The organism is Paraglaciecola polaris LMG 21857, assembly GCF_000315055.1.
In the GTDB taxonomy this organism is placed as follows: Bacteria; Pseudomonadota; Gammaproteobacteria; order Enterobacterales; family Alteromonadaceae; genus Paraglaciecola; species Paraglaciecola polaris.
Map to the genome: position 1 here is coordinate 1 of NZ_BAER01000064.1, position 22361 is coordinate 22361.

Annotated in this window: 20 protein-coding genes; 10 read left to right on the forward strand and 10 right to left on the reverse strand. The window is 40.6% G+C overall.

The window, feature by feature from the left end:
- From GPLA_RS12375 to GPLA_RS12415, 8 genes are all read left to right on the forward strand, one after another.
- Positions 1-479: glycosyltransferase family 52 (locus tag GPLA_RS12375; protein ID WP_040514669.1), on the forward strand; the 479-nt coding region annotated here is incomplete at its 5' end.
- Between the two features lie 28 nt (positions 480-507).
- Positions 508-1584, forward strand: a complete 1077-nt coding sequence (locus tag GPLA_RS12380; protein ID WP_007105261.1) for a glycosyltransferase family 4 protein — start codon at positions 508-510, stop codon at positions 1582-1584.
- Positions 1584-2606: an EpsG family protein gene (locus tag GPLA_RS12385; RefSeq protein ID WP_007105262.1), complete on the forward strand. Its 1023-nt coding sequence runs from the start codon at positions 1584-1586 to the stop codon at positions 2604-2606. The genes GPLA_RS12380 and GPLA_RS12385 overlap by 1 nt, the downstream gene beginning before the upstream one ends.
- Before the next feature lie 910 nt (positions 2607-3516).
- On the forward strand, positions 3517-4641 hold the full coding sequence (locus GPLA_RS12395) for a glycosyltransferase (protein WP_007105264.1): 1125 nt from the start codon (positions 3517-3519) through the stop codon (positions 4639-4641).
- Between the two features lie 513 nt (positions 4642-5154).
- The gene (locus GPLA_RS12400; RefSeq protein ID WP_007105265.1) at positions 5155-6288 is read left to right on the forward strand and encodes a glycosyltransferase family 4 protein; all 1134 of its coding nucleotides are present in this window, start codon (positions 5155-5157) and stop codon (positions 6286-6288) included.
- 2 nt (positions 6289-6290) lie between these two features.
- Complete coding sequence (locus GPLA_RS12405) at positions 6291-7235, forward strand: UDP-glucose 4-epimerase family protein (protein WP_007105266.1); 945 nt, start codon at positions 6291-6293, stop codon at positions 7233-7235.
- Between the two features lie 13 nt (positions 7236-7248).
- Positions 7249-7806 (forward strand): sugar transferase, encoded by a 558-nt coding sequence (locus GPLA_RS12410; RefSeq protein WP_007105267.1) that lies wholly within the window; start codon positions 7249-7251, stop codon positions 7804-7806.
- Positions 7807-7934: 128 nt separating this feature from the next.
- Positions 7935-9887 (forward strand): polysaccharide biosynthesis protein, encoded by a 1953-nt coding sequence (locus GPLA_RS12415; protein ID WP_007105268.1) that lies wholly within the window; start codon positions 7935-7937, stop codon positions 9885-9887.
- 470 nt (positions 9888-10357) lie between these two features.
- Here GPLA_RS12415 and GPLA_RS12420 read toward each other — a convergent pair whose 3' ends face one another.
- The 4 genes from GPLA_RS12420 to GPLA_RS12435 all read right to left on the reverse strand — a co-directional run bounded on the left by GPLA_RS12420 (position 10358) and on the right by GPLA_RS12435 (position 14389).
- Positions 10358-12505 (reverse strand): YjbH domain-containing protein, encoded by a 2148-nt coding sequence (locus tag GPLA_RS12420; protein ID WP_007105269.1) that lies wholly within the window; start codon positions 12503-12505, stop codon positions 10358-10360.
- Positions 12505-13239 carry a capsule biosynthesis GfcC family protein gene (locus GPLA_RS12425; protein ID WP_007105270.1) on the reverse strand — a complete coding sequence of 245 codons (735 nt, stop codon included), beginning with the start codon at positions 13237-13239 and terminating at the stop codon, positions 12505-12507. The genes GPLA_RS12420 and GPLA_RS12425 overlap by 1 nt, the downstream gene beginning before the upstream one ends.
- Before the next feature lie 18 nt (positions 13240-13257).
- The gene (locus GPLA_RS12430; RefSeq protein WP_007105271.1) at positions 13258-13932 is read right to left on the reverse strand and encodes a YjbF family lipoprotein; all 675 of its coding nucleotides are present in this window, start codon (positions 13930-13932) and stop codon (positions 13258-13260) included.
- Between the two features lie 109 nt (positions 13933-14041).
- Positions 14042-14389: a hypothetical protein gene (locus GPLA_RS12435; RefSeq protein WP_007105272.1), complete on the reverse strand. Its 348-nt coding sequence runs from the start codon at positions 14387-14389 to the stop codon at positions 14042-14044.
- 414 nt (positions 14390-14803) lie between these two features.
- On the opposite strand from GPLA_RS12435, the gene GPLA_RS12440 reads away from it, so the two are divergent.
- Complete coding sequence (locus GPLA_RS12440; protein WP_007105273.1) at positions 14804-16144, forward strand: UDP-glucose dehydrogenase family protein; 1341 nt, start codon at positions 14804-14806, stop codon at positions 16142-16144.
- Between the two features lies 1 nt (position 16145).
- Positions 16146-17039, forward strand: coding sequence for a UTP--glucose-1-phosphate uridylyltransferase GalU (gene galU, locus GPLA_RS12445; protein WP_007105274.1), 894 nt, complete (start codon positions 16146-16148; stop codon positions 17037-17039).
- 76 nt (positions 17040-17115) lie between these two features.
- Here galU and GPLA_RS12450 read toward each other — a convergent pair whose 3' ends face one another.
- From GPLA_RS12450 to ppnN, 6 genes are all read right to left on the reverse strand, one after another.
- The gene (locus tag GPLA_RS12450; protein ID WP_007105275.1) at positions 17116-17424 is read right to left on the reverse strand and encodes a ComEA family DNA-binding protein; all 309 of its coding nucleotides are present in this window, start codon (positions 17422-17424) and stop codon (positions 17116-17118) included.
- Between the two features lie 156 nt (positions 17425-17580).
- Complete coding sequence (locus tag GPLA_RS12455) at positions 17581-18588, reverse strand: isocitrate dehydrogenase (RefSeq protein WP_007105276.1); 1008 nt, start codon at positions 18586-18588, stop codon at positions 17581-17583.
- A gap of 163 nt (positions 18589-18751) precedes the next feature.
- Complete coding sequence (locus tag GPLA_RS24030; RefSeq protein ID WP_007105277.1) at positions 18752-19546, reverse strand: HDOD domain-containing protein; 795 nt, start codon at positions 19544-19546, stop codon at positions 18752-18754.
- A 60-nt stretch (positions 19547-19606) separates the two neighbouring features.
- Positions 19607-20497, reverse strand: coding sequence for a RasGAP domain-containing protein (locus tag GPLA_RS24035; RefSeq protein ID WP_007105278.1), 891 nt, complete (start codon positions 20495-20497; stop codon positions 19607-19609).
- A 13-nt stretch (positions 20498-20510) separates the two neighbouring features.
- Positions 20511-20885 (reverse strand): DUF3192 domain-containing protein, encoded by a 375-nt coding sequence (locus GPLA_RS12465; protein ID WP_007105279.1) that lies wholly within the window; start codon positions 20883-20885, stop codon positions 20511-20513.
- Positions 20886-20973: 88 nt separating this feature from the next.
- Positions 20974-22329, reverse strand: a complete 1356-nt coding sequence (gene ppnN, locus GPLA_RS12470) for a nucleotide 5'-monophosphate nucleosidase PpnN (RefSeq protein WP_007105280.1) — start codon at positions 22327-22329, stop codon at positions 20974-20976.
- Positions 22330-22361 lie beyond the last annotated feature (32 nt).

Here is a 22361-nt window from a genome sequence, read left to right on the forward strand (position 1 = left end):
TTTCTATTTATGGTGACATGGATAACATAATTGATAATGTTATTTCTATAACGTTGTTTGATGAATTCAAGATACGTAGTCCGGAGAAAGTTTTAAAAAAAGAATGTAATATTCTTCTTGGAAGTTACTTTAACTATGTTTCAAAAAATGAAAGTCATTTATTAATTGATAAGTTAAGTACATATTTTGAAGAAAAAGAAAATAAATTTTACATACCTCACCCTATGGAATCAAAAGAATATTTCCACTTTATAGAAAGACTACCCCAGGGGGTTCTAGCTGAAGATTTGATATTGGAGCTAGGACAAGAATATGAAAAAGTCAATGTGTATGGTATTGCTAGTAGCGCTCTCTTTAATTTACTTGGGGTAAGTTGGGTAAATGTATATACGTTGATTTCAATCGAATTGACGGATAACTGCAACTCATTATCCAAGTCATTAGTTAATGACGGCGGAAGTCCATTTTATATTGAATAGGTTTCTTTAACCTAAGTTGGAGTTAGTGATGAAAAAAATTTGTTTCTTCATAAATAATATGGGCTATTCAGGGGGCACTGAAAGAGTAACTAGTGTTATAATAAACCAATTGTGTAATGATGGTTTTGAAGTTCACGTAGTTAATTTAAATGGTAGCGATGAGCCTTTTTTCTCACTGAACCATGCAGTTGTTTATTCCAGTCTTTCTAATGTCTCAGGTGGGGGCGTTAAAAACTTTTTTAAAACAGTTTTAAACTTACGCAATTACTTAAAAAAACATTCTATTGCGACATTAGTAGATGTCGAATCAATGTTAGCCATTTATGCAGTTCCTGCAGTTCTTTTTCTTGGAATAAATCATATTGTCTGGGAACATTTTAATTATCATGTTGACCTTGGCCGTAAAATACGACGTCTAGCGCGACATTTAGCCGCATTATTTGCAGATAACATAGTGACACTTACTGAGCGAGATAAACATTTTTGGCTTAAGGGAGCGTGTTGCCGTGCGGTTATTACAGCAATACCTAATCCTGTTTCTTTTGGAGTATCGTTGAACAAAGCTGATATAACAAACAAAGTGTTTTTGTCAGTTGGGCGACTTACAGATCAAAAAGGTTTTGATTTGCTTTTGGAATCCTGGCAAGAGGTAGTTAAATTTTATCCGGATTGGAAGTTAAAAATTGTCGGAAGTGGCGACAAAGGGGATTCCCTAAAGTCATTAGCTTTTAATCTCGGTTTAGCCGATTCAGTCGTCCTTATTCCGGCGACACCAAATATTCAGGAGCATTACATGAATGCTTCTATTTATGTGATGAGCTCAAGATTTGAAGGATTCCCTATGGTCTTGCTTGAAGCAATGCACTTCGGGTTACCAATAGTTTCATTTGATTGTGATACTGGACCTAGGGAGTTGATTGAGCCGGGTATTACAGGTTGGTTAGCTAAACCGGAAGATATAAATTCATTATCTGAAGTTATGATAAATGCTATAAACGCTTTTGGTGATACTGATTTTTATTCAGAAATTAGCTTTAACGCGGTTACTCGGGCTCGACTTTTTAGCGTTTATTCGGCTGTGGGTAAGTGGAAAAATCTATTATAATGCAAAAAATAGAACGTATTTTATTAGTTCGTAGAAATAGACTAAAGAATTTTTACCTTTTGGTTTTTTCTTTTTTATATGCTTTATCTTTTTCTCTATTATCAAATGATATTTTTAGAGATCGAGATAACTACACCGCATATGCTAGGAGTTTCGAAGAGATTTTTTTTCGATATGATTCTTTATTAGCTAAGTTTTTTAATGAACCATTGTTTTTGTTTTTTAATTACATAGCTTCTTTTTTTCTACCATCAGATTCTGTTCCAAAGTTTTTTGTTTTTATTATTTCTTTTACTATTTCTTTCTTTGTTTTCAAATCGAGTAAGAATTTTATAATGCTTTTGTTGTCGGTATTATTGTTACTACTTATACCACAACTAATTCATTTGCAATTAGTTACCCTAAGGCAAGGGCTGGGTGTTAGTCTAATAATTTGGGCTGTAATATTATCTAAAAAACAATCATTTATTGCTATTTCCATTTTTGCTGCCGGGTTCATTCATTCTTCTTTTTTCATTGTTTTTATTTTATTTATTGCAGATATGTGCGTCGGAGGCAACCATGGTGATAAGAGATATTATCTTAGGTTGTTGTTGCAGGGGGTTATTGCGATTTCCATCTCTTTAGTTTTTCTTTATCTGGCCCAAATGTTGGGTGTTAGGCAAGCTAACGCTGAACATTTGACTGGTAGTGTGAACATTAGTGGTGGTGGATTAATTCTGTGGTTTTCTGTCTTTTTTGTTTTTTTGACTAGATCTAGGTTTTACTTTTATAAGGATTTAAGTGTTAGGCTGTCGTATATTGGTTTGGTGTCATATTTATCTATGTATCTTATATCTCCTCTGGCAGGGCGATTTATAATCACGTTTTTACCGTTTATATTGGTAACTATGGTCAGTAGATTTAATTATAGAGAGATGTCTATTATTGTCTTGGTATTATTCCTTAATTCATTTTTCTATATAGATACTCTTAAAAATAACAGTCTAACTTCTTATGGTATAAAGTTTTTTAATTTATGAAATGGTTGTAGGACAATTAGCTGGGGACTTTGATATAAAATAATATCCAATAATTCAGTTTCCTGATTACCCATAACCAGCAGCGAGTCTCAATAAGCGTTATGGCATAGGCGGAGTTTTTAAAGCGATCTTCGCTAGCTTTGGCAGTAACGCCCTTAGATCGAATCCAATATTGAACGGGTAACAGCAATCCATCAAATACATTGACAACTGCCATCGCTACTAAATGTAAATGCAGTGCTTGAAATTGTCCCAAGTGTCAGGATTATATTTCACTATTTAAATAATTATTTAGTATTCAGGAGAAAAATAGAACTTTGATTATATAGAAGGGGGATGGTTAATTATATGATAAGTTGTATCAGATATGTTATTCAGAATGTATAGATAGTCATATAGTGGGTATTATTTATGTTTTGTTTCGATCTATCATGAAAAGAGATTTGAAGTTGTTTATAGTTATATTTGTCGCGCTAGCTTTTCTTCTCGGATTATTTATACTCGATATCATAGATATGAACATTATTGTTGATAAAATGATAAACAGAATTACAGACTCATCAAATACTAACATGGAACGGTATTTTTACGCGCAGGGGGCTTTATATTTAGCCAGAGAGAATTTTATTTTTGGGGTGGGCGCAGGGAATTATGAGAACGCGAGTTTGTATTATGGGTTCCACCAAACAAAGGATCCTCTTAATGCACTTATTTCATTTTTGTTTATTTTTCTGACATCGTTCGTTTTCCTAATTAAGAAAAGTAAATATAGCTCTAATATTAAATATAGCCATATTGTCGCTTTTTGTGCCCATTGTATTAAATATTCCTACTCAAGGAACTCCTTTATCTATGAAATATTTTTGGTTTACCTTAGGGTTGATCGTGGCAATAAGCAGGTTGATAAATTATGAAAAATAGTACAGTTATTCACGTAATATCAGGCTTGCAACAAGCTGGTGCTGAAACCTTACTCTTTCGATTATTGGGTTCTTCGCAGAAGAATGATTCGACAGAGCATATTGTATTATCATTAACGACCTTGGGGTATTACGGTAAAAGACTTCAGGATATCGGTATAGAGGTCCATGTCTTTAACTTAAGTAAATGGAATTTTGCTTTACAGCTTATTAATATTTTTAACTTTCTCAATAAGATTCGGCCTGCTTGTGTTCATTGTTGGATGTATCACGGTAATCTAATTGGAGGAGCGGTGGCAAAGTTATCAGGCATTAAAAATATTATCTGGAGTATTCATCATTTAGATGTTAACAGAAAATCGTTGAGCTTCTCATCGTATATAGCTTCGAAACTTGGCGGTTTTTTTTCTTCTGTAATTCCTCATAAAATTATTTATGTTTCTCAAGCGTCAATGGATGAACACACTATTAATGGTTATCATAATGGAAATAATTTGTTAATTAATAATTTTGTTGATACAGAAAGTTTTTTCCCATCTGTAGAGAAAAGATCCTTTATGCGCTCTAAATTTAATATAGATTCAGATGTTTTTGTGGTCGGGTGTGTGGCACGATGGAACACTTGTAAAGGTCATAAATATTTGTTTGCTGCACTCAATAAATTAAAACGTCAGGGGCGAGATTTTTGTTGCGTTTTAATCGGTGTTGGAATGAATCCATATAATGAAAATTTGATTCAGCTATTAACTACATTTGATCTTAATGAAAATATTATTTTAATGGATTGTGTTGATAATGTGGAAGATGTTTACCCTATGTTTGATATGCACGTCCTTCCAAGTGTCAGTGAGGCATTCGGATTGGTTACTATTGAAGCAATGTCATGTGGGATACCTGTCTTAAGTTCAAACGTTGGTTCAAGCTTTTTAATTATTAATAATAGTGAATACATTTATAATTATGATGATATTAACCTTCTAGCAAGAAGACTTATAAGTAGGATGGATAATTATAATGACAATAATTCTATTGGATTGATTTTAAGGGCTCGAGTACAGGAGTTTTTTAGTTTGAAGTCAGCGTTAGATAATTATCACATAGCATGGTTTCGGTAATGTCATAATTATTAAAGTCGATAAATTACTTATTAAAAAAATAGCGGCACATCCAAACATTAGTACTATGGTTATTTAAAAGAAATTCAAATGAATCTTTTTTAAGTTCAAGAAGTTTTATTTATGAACTAATTATGTACGTATATAGTTTAAAATAACTATTGTTGTTTTTAGTCGACGATGATTCGTCCGACGAACTTTTTTGATTCAACGTTGAATATATTTAAGGAAGATAATCAGATGGGAGCATTAAATACTCTAAACTTTCGTAACACATCGTATCAAGTATTTCGTTTTTAAACTGCAAGCGCCAATAATGGACTGTGTTAATTATTAATAAACTGGGTCGTGTCTGATAATCGTTAGAAATTTTATTCCAATGTTAATAACAAATGACCACGCACTTAGAAGGGAACTAAACACTTATCAAAAACCGATGAGTTACGGGGGCGAATAAATTGCTGATGCAGTTGTTCAAGTGTTTTTTGTGTGATTTAGAGAATTTTATCTATTATGAAAAAAATATTATTTATTGTTAACGTCGATTGGTTTTTTGTCTCTCATCGTTTGCCAATCGCATTAAAGGCTATCGAAGATGGTTATGACGTTCATCTTGCTTGTAGTTTTACCGATAAAAAACAGGAATTGGTTGATCAAGGAATTCACGTTCATGAAATAGATTTTTCTAGAAGCGGAAATGGCTTATTTAATGAATTACGTACATTGATAAGTGTTCGTTTATTAATTAAATGTATTCAACCTGATTTAGTGCACTCTGTCACCATCAAACCAGTTATTTATACTGGCTTGGTGATACGTAGCCTTAAACAGAGGCCAGCGTTTGTTGCCGCTATTTCTGGATTGGGTTATGTGTTTTCTGCAAAAGATTTTAAAGCTAAACTTACTAAAAAATTAGTTTCTTTTTTATACAGGTTTGCACTTTCTCACAAGAATAAAAGAATTATCTTTCAAAATAACTCGGATGAAAATATTTTAACAAAAGTTGCAAAACTTGATTCATCGCAAAAGGTTTTAATCCGTGGTTCAGGTGCAGATCTACAACACTATTCTTTTTGTAATGAACCTGACGGATCAACAATAAAAGTTGCGATGGCATGTCGTTTATTAAAAGAGAAAGGCGTTTATGAATTTGTAGGGGCAGCTAGGTTATTACTCGAGCAAGGGAAAAATGTGGAGTTCGTGTTGATTGGCTCTCCGGATCCAGAAAATCCTAACTCTGTATCAGCAGAAGAAGTAGAGTCGTGGCACAAAACAGGTTTAGTTAATGCGTTAGGACAGCGTAATGATATAAATCAAATTTTTTCCGCTTCTCATATTGTTACTTTACCGTCATATTACGGGGAAGGTGTACCTAAAGTGTTGATCGAAGCAGCTGCCTGTGGCCGCCCAATTGTAACCACAGATAACCCTGGATGTTGTGATGCTATTATTCCGTCGGTGACTGGTGTGTTGGTGCCGATAAGAAACGCTGGAGCTTTAGCTGAGGCAATTCTAACATTAGTTGAAGACCGAGCGCTCCGAATCAATATGGGAACTAAAGCCCGGGAGTTTGCTGAGCAAGAGTTTGATGTTAATAGTGTTGTTAGAAAACACATGGACATATACAGGTCTTTGTTGAGGGAATAAATTTGAACCAAGTTAAACAAAAGTTATTACTGACAGGTGCCACGGGCTTTCTTGGTACAGCTCTATTGAGTGGATTAGATCGATTTGAAGTCACAGTTTATGGACGGACTAAACCTAAAAAAATAGATTCAACACATTTTATTCATGGCGATATTGGATTACATTGTCGATGTATCAGTGCCTTTAAAGAAGTTGATATAGTGATACATTGCGCCGCTCGCGTACATATAATGCATGATAATTCATCGGCTCCTCTAGAAGACTTTCGCGAGGTAAATACCTACGGCACACTTAACCTCGCACAGCAGGCTGCAGATGCTGGTGTAAAACGTTTTATATTTATTAGTTCGATTAAAGTAAATGGTGAATCTACAGAGTTAGGCCTGCCATTTAAATCAGACGATAATTTTGTCCCGACAGACCCTTACGGTTTGAGTAAATATGAAGCGGAGGTCGGTTTACGGGAAATCGCAGCAAGAACGGGTATGGAAGTAGTTATTATCCGCCCACCATTAGTTTATGGGCCAGGGGTGAAGGCCAATTTTGCCTCTATGATGAAATGGGTAAATAAGGGGATTCCTTTACCGCTAGGTAGTGTTAATGCTAATAAGCGGAGTTTAGTTTATCTCGATAATTTAGTGGATTTAATTGTCACCTGTATTGATCACCCAAATGCGGCTAATCAAACTTTCCTCGTAAGCGACGACCACGACGTTTCTACTACCGAATTGCTACGTGAAATGGCCCGCGGAGATGAGCGGCCTAGTCGGCTAATACCCGTGCCTGTTGGTGTAATGCAGTTTGCCGCTAATCTAGTCGGTAAAGGTGCTGTTGCAGCGCGTCTGTTTGGATCGCTGCAAGTTGATATCGAGCATACTAAAAAAGTGTTAAACTGGTCACCTCCGGTTTCCTTTTCTGAAGGAATACGTCGTTGTTTTTATAAATAGGCTCGTCATTTCTATGTTATTGCGTTTATTCGATATTATTTTTTCCCTTTTGGGTTTGATTTTTGGTTTCCCCATCCTTGTCATTTTATTTTTTGTTGGCTTGTTCGACACAGGCTCGCCGATTTTTTGTCAAGAAAGGGTCGGGCGAAATAAAAAACCGTTTACACTGGTTAAGTTTCGTACCATGAAAAAAGATACAGCCTCAGTAGCGAGTCATTTGGCGAGTAGTAGTTCGATAACTAAGTTCGGGTATTTTTTACGCAGAACCAAACTGGATGAATTGCCCCAATTATGGAACGTGCTTTCGGGTGATATGAGTTTAGTTGGGCCAAGACCTAGCTTATTTAATCAGCTCGATTTAATAGCTGAGCGTGAATGTCGTGATGTATTAAATGTACGCCCAGGCATTACAGGTTTGGCACAGGTCAATAAAATTGACATGTCAGTGCCGATTTTATTAGCCGATACAGATGCTAAAATGTTACAAAATTTGACCCTAAGAACCTATTTCAAGTATATACTATTGACCCTCCTTGGTAAGGGGGCTGGGGATCGAGTGATCTCTGGTTGATATTTAACCAATTTCTCGAATTTAACTTCGTTTCGCTAAAATAATTTATGGTTGAATCTTTTGTTTGCTCACGGTTTAGAATTTTTAGTGTCGCTAATATTGATGATTGCTAGATAAAGGAGATGTAAATGGACTTTATGCAGGTGTTTTTTGCACTTCCTCGTTCTCAAAAACGTTTGGTTAGTGTCATTATTGATACCGTTTTTATTATCACCGCTTTTTTCTCGGCAATAGCGATGAGGTTAGACAATTTTCAGGTCTTATATGATGCTCATTATTGGCTTTTCATGCCGATTGTATGTTCTGCAAGTCTTTATGTTTTTGCTAAATTAGGCCTGTATAGGGCAGTGCTTCGTTATATGGGGTTACAGGCTTTGACCGCGATTGTGGCGGGTGTTCTTATGTCCACTTTAACCATCGTTTTAACTGCTTATTTTACGGGGCTGAGCTTACCGCGCACAGTGCCAATCATATATGCCGCATTTGCACTTGTTTTTGTCGGCGGCTCTAGAGCGGTAGTAAGAGCTGTATTTGGCAATGGAATTAAACGCGTTGGCGAGCATGTAATTATCTACGGGGCAGGTGTGAGTGGTCGTCAACTGGTTACTTCTTTGGCCCAGAGCAGCGAATATAGAACGATGGCATTCGTCGATGACGATCCCACTCTACACGGTACGGTTATTCAAGGGGTGAATGTTCATTCTCCATCGATTATTCGAAAGTTAGTTCAACAATATGGCGCGAGTAAAGTATTGCTAGCCATGCCCAGTGCTAGTCACTCTAGGCGAAAGCAAATCTTAATGACCTTGGAGCCTCTAGCGATACAGGTTTTAACGATCCCTGCTACTTGTGATTTAGTCAGTGGCAATAAAGTGTATTCCGATATCAAACAAGTTGAAGTAGATGATTTGTTAGGTCGAGACACAGTTGCTCCACGTGAGCAGTTGATGGCTGCGAATATTAAAGGTAAAAGCGTGATGGTGACCGGGGCCGGTGGCTCGATAGGCTCTGAATTATGTCGTCAAATCCTCAATTATTCTCCCAAAAAACTCGTACTTTACGAGTTGTCAGAATACTGCTTGTATTCAATAGAAAGTGAATTACGAGGCCAGGCTGAGTTACTCAATATTAAGGTTGAAATATTGCCCGTACAGGGGTCCGTACAAAAAGAAAACAGAGTGTTGGCTGTAATGGAGTCATTTAATGTGCAGACGGTTTATCATACCGCAGCATATAAACATGTTCCCTTGGTCGAACAAAATGTAGTTGAAGGCGTTAGAAATAATATTTTTGGTACTTTCTACACCGCTCGTGCTGCTATTGCGGCAAAAGTGGAAACATTTGTTTTAATCTCTACAGATAAAGCTGTCCGTCCGACCAATGTGATGGGAGCCACGAAAAGAATGGCCGAGCTTGTATTACAAGCATTAGATAAAGAAACGCATGATACACGCTTCTGTATGGTGCGATTTGGGAATGTATTGGGGTCATCCGGTTCTGTTGTACCTTTATTTAGAAGTCAAATTGCCGCAGGCGGTCCCGTAACTGTTACTCATCCAGAAATTACACGATTTTTTATGACGATACCTGAGGCTTCGCAACTGGTTATTCAAGCGGGGGCTATGGGAGAGGGCGGAGATGTTTTTGTTCTTGATATGGGAGCTCCGGTAAAAATTGTAGACCTCGCATATAAAATGATTCATCTAAGTGGATTTAAAGTCATTGATGATCGAACTGCTGAGGGGGATATAGCTATTCAATTTACCGGCATGAGACCAGGTGAAAAATTGTACGAAGAGCTATTGATAGGTGATGATGTAAGCGGTACTGCGCATGAACGCATAATGACCGCGCACGAGGTGATGTTAACCTGGGAAGTGCTTGAGCCAATCTTAGATAAACTTGATTTGGCCTGCCACGAGTTCGATCATCGAGTTATTAGGGACATTTTACTGACCACTCCTATAGGGTTTAATCCTAGTGATGGAATTTGTGATTTAGTCTGGTTAGAACGTAACAAAGATAAAATAGATACACCTGACACTAAAGTGGTTTCTTTTGCGTCTCGAAAGTCTTCGTAGTATAAGTTCCTAATGGCCTACTTAGAAAGTAGGCCATTTATTATTTATCTGTTCTTCCTACTCAAACTTTACTAACCACGTTTAAGAAGGAAGCGAAGGTCTCGTAAAGCACAAGCCGTTAGTAAATCTCCATATTCATCAACTGTAGCTTAGACAGCAAACTGAGATTACTCACCAGACGACCTTTTCCCTGACCCTCCCTTGATAAATCCCTTGAGGGACAATCTCTTCTCCTACACACTCTCGCTTGATTGTTGCAAAGGTTTACAGATTTGAATATTTGATCATTATTAGTCGTGTTCGTTGGTTAACCGAAATTGTTTAAATACCACTGATAACGAGTAATAAGACAGACTTGTCTCTACGGAGTTACTGCAAGCTCTTATTTCTAATTCATATAAAAACCGCTTAAGTGTCCTTAAGCGGCTTTATAGTTTTACGCTGACGTTATAAAGATAACGCTAAGTGCGTTACCTAGAGAAGGGGGAGCGTTCATCTGTGGTGTTGTATAGGGTTACAGGGCGTATTAAGGGTTGTCCGCCATCACGAGCAATAGGTATCCAAGGTAACTGACCTCGACCTTTCGATGATTTGAGTGAAAACAGATCAAATGGTATGGATAAGTAAAAGCCCTTAGTAAAGCTGCCTTCACCATATTCATCAGCACTCACATTCGTTATCGAAGCAAAAGCTCCGACCACGATGCCACTGTCGAAGCGTTTAGCGAAGTCTACTGTTACCCCTTTATCTTTTGCCAAATATTGACCAATGTTAAACGTTAACTGAGTATCGGGTAAAAAGCTTGGTTTCCAATAAATATTGGCGTGTCCAGTGAGCACCTTATAATCAAAAAATTCAAAATCATCTCTATATGAACGTTGTTGCACATAATTTATATCAAATCCAAAGGCAATGTTGCTGTCCACTGGGCGATAGAGCAGTTCGCCGCCTACACCACCGTACATGGCTTCTAGATAGCCACCATACACTTGCGCATATAGGTTTGGTGCTATGCGGTCGTTCCAATGTAAATATAGGTTTTCTAGGGTGACGTTTCTGTCAGAAACATATTCACGCACATTAGTACGCACTCTTGGCAAAGTGCTCGCTGCGCCGTCTGTAGTGAAGTTAAATTTGTCGAAGTTCTCAAACAAATTCACTTTTAATGTGCCGGCGACACTGGTTTTACCATTAAAGCTATAGCCACCGTTTAGCAATACGCCAGCTTGGTATAAGTAGAAGTCTTCAGGGTTGCCAAAAGTTTGGATCCAGAAGGTTTCAATACCGGTGAAGAAGCCTGACGTGTTCGCTGGATCATAGTTGGCTAACGTTTCTGCTTGTAGATCTTGGCGCTGATATGTGCTTTTTATATCAGGCTCAATGGTCTCGTAACGTGCTTGTTTTTTAAATTCATCAGCGTTTACCAGTGTTTCCACTATTGGCACCGAGCCGTTGGTATTGACGACTTTATAACTTTTTACTGACTCTGGAAGCTCAGACGCCATTATACGACCCATACGCTGTATTGCTTCGTCAGTGTCCCGATAACTAATTTGTTGCCCGTATAATGTTACTTGTTGCTCGTTTACGTCACTGGATGTGGTGATAAAACCGGCTTCGCTATAGAGATGTAAATTCATGCGCGCTAAGTTAACGTCGTCAATGACGGTCGCTTTGGGTTTAGCGGCTAATTCCCGTGGTGGGGGATCGAATTTTAATTGGCTCAACTGGTGCAGATTAAAGTTATAATTTATGCCAAAGCCTATGGTGTTGCCACGCTGGTAATTCACACTAAAATCGAAGTTATTCCATCTGTACGCAGCACCGAAATTCCAATTACTGTCTTGCTCTAATGCACCCGCTCGATCAGTAAGGTAATTATTGCCTTCGTATTCTACTTTTAAGCGCAGTGGCGCCCATGGGGTTTGATACTCAATGCCGCCGAACACTGACGCTGGGCCCTTAAAGAAGCGCTGATAATCTATTTTGCCGCCATTACCGGTGAAACCACCAGGGCGATTGCAATAACTATCAGAAACTTCGCAAAATGGGTTTGAAACGTTGCCAGACGTACCTAAGTATCCCCAACCCATATTGATATGAAAATTGATATCACCGACTTGTTTGCTTAAACCAATAAATTCACTTTCGAAAAAACCGGTACCGCCAAAGTCACGAAAACCCACCGAGAGCTCAGGCAAATAATAGCTTTCTTTGAGTAATCTAAATTTGGCGTCTATGCCCTTATCCTTAAGGGTTTGATTGCCGCTAAAACCAGGGAAAATACTGTAAGGACGATTCCGTACGTCTGTATATCTTACGGTTGCTTGCATCCATGGGAATAGCTGTAGGGTTGCTGACCAAAAACGATATTCGTCGTTGTCAGTGTAACTAACCCGTAAGTCACCTTCCGCTAACATGCGTGAGGTGGGAGTTTGAATAAGCCCGGTACCGCCGTGCACCATGAGTGAACTGCCCACTGGGGAGATATTCCAGTCGTCAAGGCTATTCGCGCTGTTTTCTTGTCCGTAAGCAATTGAGCAGCTAAAAAAAGATGCGATCGTTAGCCATTGAAGGGGCATTTTGTGTTTATTTTTTATTGTGTTGGATAGCGGCATTACAGCACCCTATTTGTAGCTAGGGAAACAAGAAGTGTGTTAATTTTCTCAAATTCTGGGTGAAACAAAGACTCTTTGAAAGGCACAAATAGCATGCTCCCTGGCATGGCTTCTTGATGCTGTTTATTCCAATAAGCCGAAGGTGTCAGTATGGCCCTTCCATCGGTTTGAATAATGTAAACGTAGTCTTGATTAGCAGCACTGATCCGTGCGGAACTCGCTACATATTCGCTCACATCAGTGTGTGGTTGATGTGCAACCACTAGTGTTTGTTCAACTGCGCCAAAAATGAATACAGTTTTACTACGCGAGCCTGCACTTAATATATAGCGCTCGTCGATTAGCAGCGGATTTTTTGCCGGCTGAATACGGGCTAAATCAATATCTATTGCAATGGGCGAACGTTTAGCTACCTGCCAACTCGATACCACTTGCATGAGTTGATCCGTCGCGCTAAGTAGTGACGTATCGTCTGCAGAAAAGCGTTTTTTAATGATGTTCAGATTATCCAGCAGGGCTTGGCGTGTTTTTTCAACCTCGCTATTTGATTGGTAAAGGGCCGCAGCGGGCCAGTAGATATTATTCTGGTCGGCCAAAGGGGCTAATGCATCTGATAAGCGAATAGAGCTAGGGTAGGTGTATGACTCATCTCCCCAAGTTAATGTGACTTCAGCGCGAAGTTCAGCACTCAGGAAACATGCAGCTAGGGCTGCGAGCGTTAAATAACTTTTCATGGTTTGAAACTTCACTTATCAGTTGAGTCTGGCGATGCGGCTAAGGTAAATAAACTCGATAGCTTCACTAACGGGTGACAACGTTTGCGTACTTTTTACTAAGGTTCCGCTTTGTTTATCAAACCAATAAAAGTTTTGCCATTCTCGGTTTAATCTTATGTAATCTGTTGGGGCATCGTAATCTAGTGATTCTACATATAAAGTGGTGTTTATATTTTTGTTCAATATATGCAAAGTTTCTGACCTTGGCTCACTGAACGATGAGCGAATGGGGTAGCCATATTCGTCTTCAGACCAATCTGCGCTGCGTTGCCAAGCTGATGCCTTGGATTGAAGCGGCAGTGTTTTTAGCGGATCAGAGTCCGTGTTTGATAGGTAAAGTAAGTTTTTATCTAAACCCAAGGTACGTACCACCCGGCCTTTTTCTAATATCAGCATGGCATTATCACCCGAAACCCATTTATGTTGCCCATTTTCGAGATAGGCGAGTGCCATAATGGCTTTAGGGCGCTCCCCTCGTTTGACTGACATAACGTCGGTTTTTGACGCGGAGACTTGCTCTGGGGTCATGCTTGCGTCTTGGGGGTCAGAGAACGCAATTTTTAACGTGTCGTAATATGCGTGATAGGTACCACTGCAACTGGTAGTGCCAGCTAATACAAATATGGCAAACACAATAGTTTTGATGTTCATGGGTGGGCGTGTGTCCGAGTTATTCTAATAAGCGCATTGTACTGAATGAAGATTAATGCCGTGGCAATAAAAAAGCCGCCAAAAGGCGGCTTTCAAAAATAACGTTATCTTATAAAGAAGTTGCTGTTGCAGTAACCGTAACTGGAGTCGTAACTGTTGCAGTAACTGTAGACGTCACAGTAGTCGTAGTTGAAGGTACACATTCACCGTCAACTAACGTTTCGCCGTCACCACAAGTTGGATCAATTGGATCAACAACTGTGTTTGAGTTACCGCGGTTGTTAGAAACAATTGCGCCAGCGATAGCTAAGCCAACAACCCCAGCAGCGATAGTACCAACGCCTACACCGCCTACAGTTGACTCAGATGCATTGTTGCCACCTGTGTTTTCTTGTGCCATTACTGAATTACCAGCAAGTGCTAATACTGCTGTTGCAGCCATAAGAATTTTTTTCATAATGTGATCCCTTCGTGTTAAGTAAAATCAAGACTGTCTAGATTCTAATGGAATAATTTACTGACCTCAATAGGTGTAGATAAAACAATCATTAAAATATTGATTGTATTGTAAAAACGTGTGACGTCGGAGACGTTTTTACAAGTACCCCAGGACGTTATATTTTGACTAATAAATTATTTTAAAGGGGCATCAGACGTCATTGAACGGCAAATCTTAATTAATACCATTCCCAATGGGGGGCAATAAAGGGTAAAATGTAAAGTTAGTCGCGAAAAAAAGACAGTTGGTAATGCCGCGAGCCCGAAAACCCTAGGGTTACATTTCGGCATTGTTTTTGCTGATAGGATCAAAAGTTTGTCATAATTGGGCGGTAACATTCGCCTGAATTTACAGTTAAGGAATATTACTTCGATGAAAGTTACAGTATTTGGGATTGGTTATGTCGGTTTGGTACAAGCCGCGGTGATGGCAGAAGTGGGCCATGATGTGGTTTGTGTTGATGTGGATCAAAATAAAGTCGACAGATTAAAACAAGGCCATATACCGATTTATGAACCTGGCTTGACACCTTTAGTGAATAGCAACTACGAAGCTGGACGTGTTGATTTTACTATTGATGCTGCGCGCGGTGTGGCCCATGGGGAAGTGATTTTCATTGCAGTAGGTACTCCCCCTGATGAAGATGGCTCCGCGGATTTAAAATATGTTCTTTCAGTCGCTAAAACCGTTGCTGAGCATATGGACTCTCACAAGATCATTATTAACAAATCAACTGTACCTGTAGGTACCGCTGATAAAGTCAGTGCTAAGGTTACCGAAACCCTTGCGTCTCTTGGTAAAGAACTAACTTTCGATGTGGTTTCCAACCCTGAATTTTTAAAAGAAGGGGCTGCGGTAAATGATTGCATGCGCCCTGACCGCATCATTATTGGTACAGAAAGTGAATCTGCTGAGAAAAAATTACGCGAGCTATATTCGCCGTTTAACCGTAACCACGACAAAATCATCGTTATGGATATTCGTAGCGCTGAGCTAACGAAATATGCAGCAAACTGTATGTTGGCCACCAAGATAAGCTTTATGAATGAAATGGCAAACTTGGCTGAGTTAATGGGTGCTGATATTGAAAACGTGCGCCGTGGTATTGGTTCTGACCCACGTATTGGTTACCAGTTTATTTACCCAGGCTGCGGCTATGGGGGTTCATGTTTCCCTAAAGACGTTCAAGCTCTTGTTCGCAGTGCTACAGGTGTTGGTTACAATGCGCGCGTGCTTGAAGCGGTAGAAGCGGTTAACTACGCCCAGAAAGAAAAATTATTTGAGTACATCATGCGTCACTTTGGTGGCGACGTGAAAGGCAAAACAGTGGCAATCTGGGGGCTTTCATTTAAGCCTAATACTGACGACATGCGCGAAGCATCTAGCCGTGTATTGATGGAAAGCTTGTGGGAAGCCGGTGCCAAAGTTAAAGCATACGACCCAGAAGCAATGGAAGAAACCCAGCGTATATATGGCAGTCGTGATGATTTGAACTTGGTCGGTACTAAAGAGTCTGCGCTTGATGGTGCTGACTTCTTAGTTATTTGTACTGAGTGGCAGGCTTTCCGTGCCCCTGATTTCGAACTAATTAAGCAGAAACTTGCAACACCGTTAATCTTTGATGGACGGAATTTATTTGAACCCAACATGATGTTGGAATACGGCTTGCATTACTATGCTATAGGCCGTGGATTATCAGTAAAAGGACAGTAAAATGAGTCAAGTAAAGAAAGCCGTCATCCCAGTTGCGGGATTAGGAACACGTATGTTGCCGGCAACCAAAGCAATTCCTAAGGAAATGCTACCCGTTGTTGATAAACCGCTTATTCAATACGTGGTTTCTGAGTGTGTAAACGCAGGGATAAAAGAAATTATCTTGGTGACTCATGCCAGTAAAAACAGTATCGAAAATCACTTTGACACCAGCTTTGAACTTGAAGCCACGTTAGAAAAACGTGTTAAACGTCAGTTGCTTGAAGCGGTACAGGCTATATGCCCTAAAGACGTGACCATTATGCACGTGCGCCAAGGCGTAGCGAAAGGGTTAGGGCATGCGGTATTGTGTGCACGCCCTATGGTGGGGGATGCGCCATTTGCTGTTGTATTACCTGACGTTATTGTTGATGACGGAACGTGTAATCCTAAGAAAGATAATTTAGCGGACATGGTTGCTAAATTTAACACCAGCCAAGTCAGCCAAATCATGGTGGAAAGCGTTCCTCAGGAAGATGTGAGTAAATACGGTATCGTGGATTTAGACGGTGCGACGCTTTCTCCTGGTGAGTCAGCGAAAATGCACGGCATGGTTGAAAAACCGAATCTTGCGGATGCGCCTTCTGATTTAGCGGTTGTTGGCCGTTATGTATTGTCTGAAAAAGTGTGGGATCTACTCGCTAAAACAGTGCCTGGTGCAGGTGATGAAATTCAATTGACTGATGCAATTGACTCGCTTATGCGAACCGAGCAAGTCGATGCGTATTACATGAAAGGCAAAAGCCATGACTGTGGTAGCAAGCTGGGTTACATGAAAGCTAACGTAGAGTTCGCCTTGCGTCACCCAGAATTAGGTACTGAATTTAAAGAGTTTTTACACACGATCGTGAAATAAATTCAGACTTGCTATAAGAAAAGCCGCATGATGTTTTCCATCATGCGGCTTTTTTGTACCTTTTATAAGTGAAGACTTATTTAACCTGTACGTGATCAGCTAATTTAGCCAGCATTTTTTTACCGATCCCTTTTACATTAGTAAGATCGTCAATGCTGGTAAATTTACCACTTTTCTCACGATACGCTATGATAGCGGCTGCTTTTTTCTTACCTATACCTGGCAAAGTGACTAACTGCTCGGCTGTTGCCGTATTCAGATTGATTTTTTGCGACTTCATTTGAGATACACTGCTTTTGTCTACTTGGGCCTCAGCAACTACATTGCCTACATAGCCAGTCAGTAAAACACCTGCAAAAAATAGGGTAGCGATAAACTTCTTCATAATGAAACTCCTTGTTTAATTGATCCATTTCGGTGCAATTGCACAGCATTAAGACTAGTCTGGGTTTCAAATTTGGTAAAGAAAAGTGCCGGAATAAAAGTCAGGCAAAAAAAAGTGGCCTCAATGGACCACTGCTTTTAAGGCATAAAATCGCTTTTACAGACGTTCTAACATGGCTTGTGTGAAATCACTGGTGCCGTGCTCGCCACCTAAATCACGGGTTGTTCTGTCGCCAGACTCGATCACTTGTTTAAGTGCGTAGCGAATTTTCTCTGCTTGCTCGCCCATTGCCAAATATTCAAGCATTTGTATTGAGGCAAGTATCACTGAAGTTGGGTTTGCGAGGTTTTTACCTGCTATGTCAGGCGCAGAGCCATGAACGGCCTCAAAAATGGCACAATCCGTACCTATATTTGCCCCTGGTGCCATACCCAATCCACCGACTAAGCCAGCGCAAAGATCAGACAAAATATCGCCAAATAGGTTAGTCGTGACAATAACGTCAAACTGGTGTGGGTTCATCACCAGTTGCATACAGCAGTTGTCTACGATCATTTCGCTAGACTCGATTTGCGGATAACGCTGGGCGACTTCACGGGCAACTTTGAGGAATAAACCTGATGTAGACTTAAGAATATTGGCTTTATGAACCGCTGTCACTTTTTTGCGACCATCACGTATGGCCATTTCATATGCATACGTTAGGATACGTTCAGCACCAGCACGAGTGACGATACTTGTGGCTTTTGCTTCGTTACCATCTTCAGATACCACTTGACCAAGGCCTGAATACATACCTTCGGTATTTTCACGAACCGTGACTATGTCAATATTCTCGTAGCGAGCTTTAGTGCCTTTGAAGGAAAGTACTGGGCGTAAATTAGCGTACAACTGGAATTTTTTACGCAAACTAACATTAATGGATGTAAAGCCTTCACCAACTGGGGTAGTGAGGGGGCCTTTCAGGGTCACTTTATTTTTAGCGATTAAATCTAATGTCTCTTGTGGTAATAGCTCGCCGTGATTTTCTAAAGCAACTAAACCTGCATCAGCGAAGTCATACTCAAAATCGCAACCGACTTTGTCTAAAATCTGTAATGCTGAATCAATGATATCTGGGCCTATGCCGTCTCCGCGAATTACAGTAATGCATTGTTTAGTCATAAACTATTCCTTAATGTTGGTATTAACGATGGTACGTCAAATCTTTGCTGTCGATAGCTGCACTAAGTGCAGTCTTAATAGGTCAGTGAGCCCGTATTTTTAGGGCGCGATTTATATCATGAATAAGCCGTAAAAACCAGCTGTGATGCGCTGTAACACGTTTTTATACGGGCGAATAGCTGTGACAAACTGAAAATGCGTTTTGTGATATTGACTGCACGTCCTCTTCACTTATCTGTAGAACGTTAAGGGCGTTTTGCCAGTAAACCTGACTTAGTGCGCAGCGCTGTGCACTAGCAAAATATAATTCTCTGGTGATCATCAAACTGATACCCAATAAGGCGGCGAGCTTTACTGAAATACTCGATCGCTGCGCGTCAATATAATGCACGTCATGGTAGTTCCCTAATGCGACAATTTCGTGACGCGGTTGCTGCCAGGATTCAGCCATAGAGATTGAGTGGCTGCGAAGCTGTTCTGGTTTAACACAACGGATCAACGAGCGAATATCATAGGCACAAGCGTTTAAAGGTTGCCATTTCAGCTGAATTTTTAACTGCGGATGCGTAAACAAACCCACACATGCGAAATACGACAAGGTGCAGGCTTGCTCTGGAATACCAATATCAGCAGCCTTGGCTATGCTGGCGGCTACGTGGCCACGTAGTTGGGCAAAATTAATGAAGTAACGCTGCAGGGGGAAATAATGCTGGTTCAGGCGGCTGAGTAATGCTTGTTGCATAATAATGCTGCCAGAGCGTTCGAAGCCGTGCATCATTAAGCCATGTTGTATGTCTTTACTAGGCAGTTTTTCACGGCTACTTTGTGACGCTGTATGGCGTAAATGTTGCGCGAATGCCGGCTCTCGAGCAATGGCTTGACTCAAGGCTTTCACGTCTTGAACGGGTTTATTTAATTGCCCCTGAATCGCGGTTAAGGTCGCGGGCGGGCGGCTCATTTTATAACTTTGCGTGAACGGCGATAGAATGGTTAATTTAGAGTCTTGCTTAAATGCCTGTCAATCTTTACCCCACCAGGTATTAAGCTGACTAAATTGCTTCATTTTTTGGACAGGGTAAACCCGTTTGATACGAGAGCGTGGCACCTTAAAGTGGGCTGTATGCTTCGATTGTTGACCTGAGGTGCTTTGTGGATAACAAACAACGCTGTTGTCGCACACCCCGATAACCATCCCTAACGCGCCATCATCCAGCATGATATACGCGCCGGGAGGCGTCATGCTTGGGAATTCCATTAAAGGGGCTAATAGTGGGGCTTCGGCGCTTGAGGTATATTGCAGTAAATGGTGTATCGCAGCTTGGAAACCGAGCTTTTTGTTACCTGTTTCGCCATTGATTAATAGCGCTAATCGAGCGGCCATCGCCACACATACCACGTCTACATTACTGCCGGACAAAGCTCGCATGTGGCGCTTTAGATCCTTATTCAACCATTGTACTTGGCGGAAACCTCTTAACCATACTCCTTGTTGATATTGGGTTAGTATCCGGCCAAAAGAGCGCTTTATCGAGTCTGAAGAGTCACTTTTATGCTCTTGGTCGGCGTTACCGGTAAGTGATCCGTTTAACGTACTTTGCTCAAACGCGAATAAGCTGATGGCCGCACACAGTAATTGCTGGGTGGTGGTTTCGTTGAATCGGTGGCGCGTACTGATCAATGCCGTCAGTAAACACGTGCTGAATATTAGATTATAGCTGTAGGGCAGGGATGTTTTGTAAAGATGGATTTGCGCAAAGATGAGTTCTGGGTGCTTTTTCGCGACCCCAAGTACGTCATTGCTAAAGTTTAACGTTTGCTGAACCAGACTACTTGGAGGTTCAGGTAGTCGGTATTGTGAAAGCAGTTTATGTAGGCTCTGATACTGCTGTTTAATCAAACTGTCAGGCAAAGAGTGTATAACCTTATAGGGTTAAATAATCTTGGTAAGCACTGTCACCCCAGGCGATCAGTTCATCATTTTTTAGCAACAATGCAGTGCATTCGTCTTGGGTGGTAATACCATCAGACTTGACATGTTGAGTCCGAAAAAACATCACTTGAAAAGTATCGTCAGCGGTTTTTTTGGCTTCACTGATATCTGGGCCACCTAAGAGCGCGAGTATTTGTTGTTTATGCAGGCCCAGTTCGAGTTTGGCGACTTGCACTTTGTTGTATTCTTCGCGGTCTTTCCAATCCATATCCTGAGCGTTATCAGGATAAAACAGCAGCACAGCCGCAACAAACACGCCATATAGAGCAGCGCCAATACCTATGCGAGTTACTATCTTTTTATTCATCAGATTTTATTTCTATCGTTATTCACATTAAAAAGCTGAGCGATATTTCGCCTTATGGATTAAAAATACCACGCTCAGCCTTATTTTATTACATAATTTCGTAACAAGGCACGTATTCGCTGCCAGGTAATTTCATGCGTTGCTGGACCACAAAGGATTGCAGTAACTCATCCATTAATGTCATAAGTTCACGATCCCCGTTGAGCTGAAATGGCCCTTGCTCTCGGATCAGTTTTACCCCATCGGCCTTGACATTACCTGCGACTATGCCGGAAAACGCTTTACGCAGGTTGGCTGCTAATTCGGCTTTTGGCTGGTCAAAATGCAGGTTCAACGCAGACATGCTGGTGTGCGTTGGTAGGAATGGCACTTGAAATTCAGGCTCTATTTTTAAGGACCAGTTAAAATCAAAGGAATCGCCTTTCGCTTTACGATAAGCACGTACGTCTGTACGTTTAGTATTGATGGTTTGCGCCACCAACTTCGGATCATCGACAATAATTTGATATAAAGATTGGGCTTCTGACCCCAGCGTGGCGGCAATGAACTTATCGATCGCAATGAAGTAGCCTTCACATACTTTAGGGCCTGTTAGAATAATCGGTAGCACCTGCTCCTTATTCTGCTCGTTGAGCATCAAGCCAAGTAAGTACAGCAACTCTTCTGCTGTTCCTGCGCCGCCAGGGAAAACGATAATGGCGTGGGACATGCGCACAAATGCTTCTAGGCGTTTTTCGATGTCTGGCATAATAACGAGTTCGTTAACGATGGCATTTGGTGGCTCGGCTGCAATAATGCTTGGCTCTGTGATCCCTAAGTATCGGCCATTACGATAGCGCTGTTTCGCATGGCCTATTGTCGCGCCTTTCATGGGGCCCTTCATGGCTCCTGGGCCGCAACCCGTGCAAATATTGAGTTCTCGCAGGCCGAGTTGATAACCCACTTCTTTAGTGTACTGGTATTCTGTTTCGCCAATGGAGTGGCCACCCCAGCACACCACTAAGTTCAATTCGGCAGTGTTTTTAATGGTTTGCGCATTACGCATCATGTCGAACACTTTATGGGTAATGTAAGCGGATTCGGCAACCCCCGGAAACTCCCGTCCATTAAAACTTTCACCCATGTGAAGTAAGTCTCTGAGGACTGAAAACAGGTGTTCGTGTACGCCTTTTATTAATTTTTCATCCACGAAGGCAATGGCCGGCGGATTTACGAGTTCGATTTTTACCCCTCGTTCACGACTGACTAAGCGGATGTCGAACTGTTCATTTTCATCAAACAAGTTTTCGCAGTTATCGGTTTCGGCACCACTGTTTAATACGGCAAGGCAACAGCTGCGAAATAGGTGATAAAGCGGGCTGTCAGCAGAGTGATTAAGTTTATCAACTTCTAACTTGGACAACTGGCTCATGGCCCCAAGGGGATTTAACTGAATACTTTTCATTTGCTTCCTTAAGTAAATAACGCCACTGATAG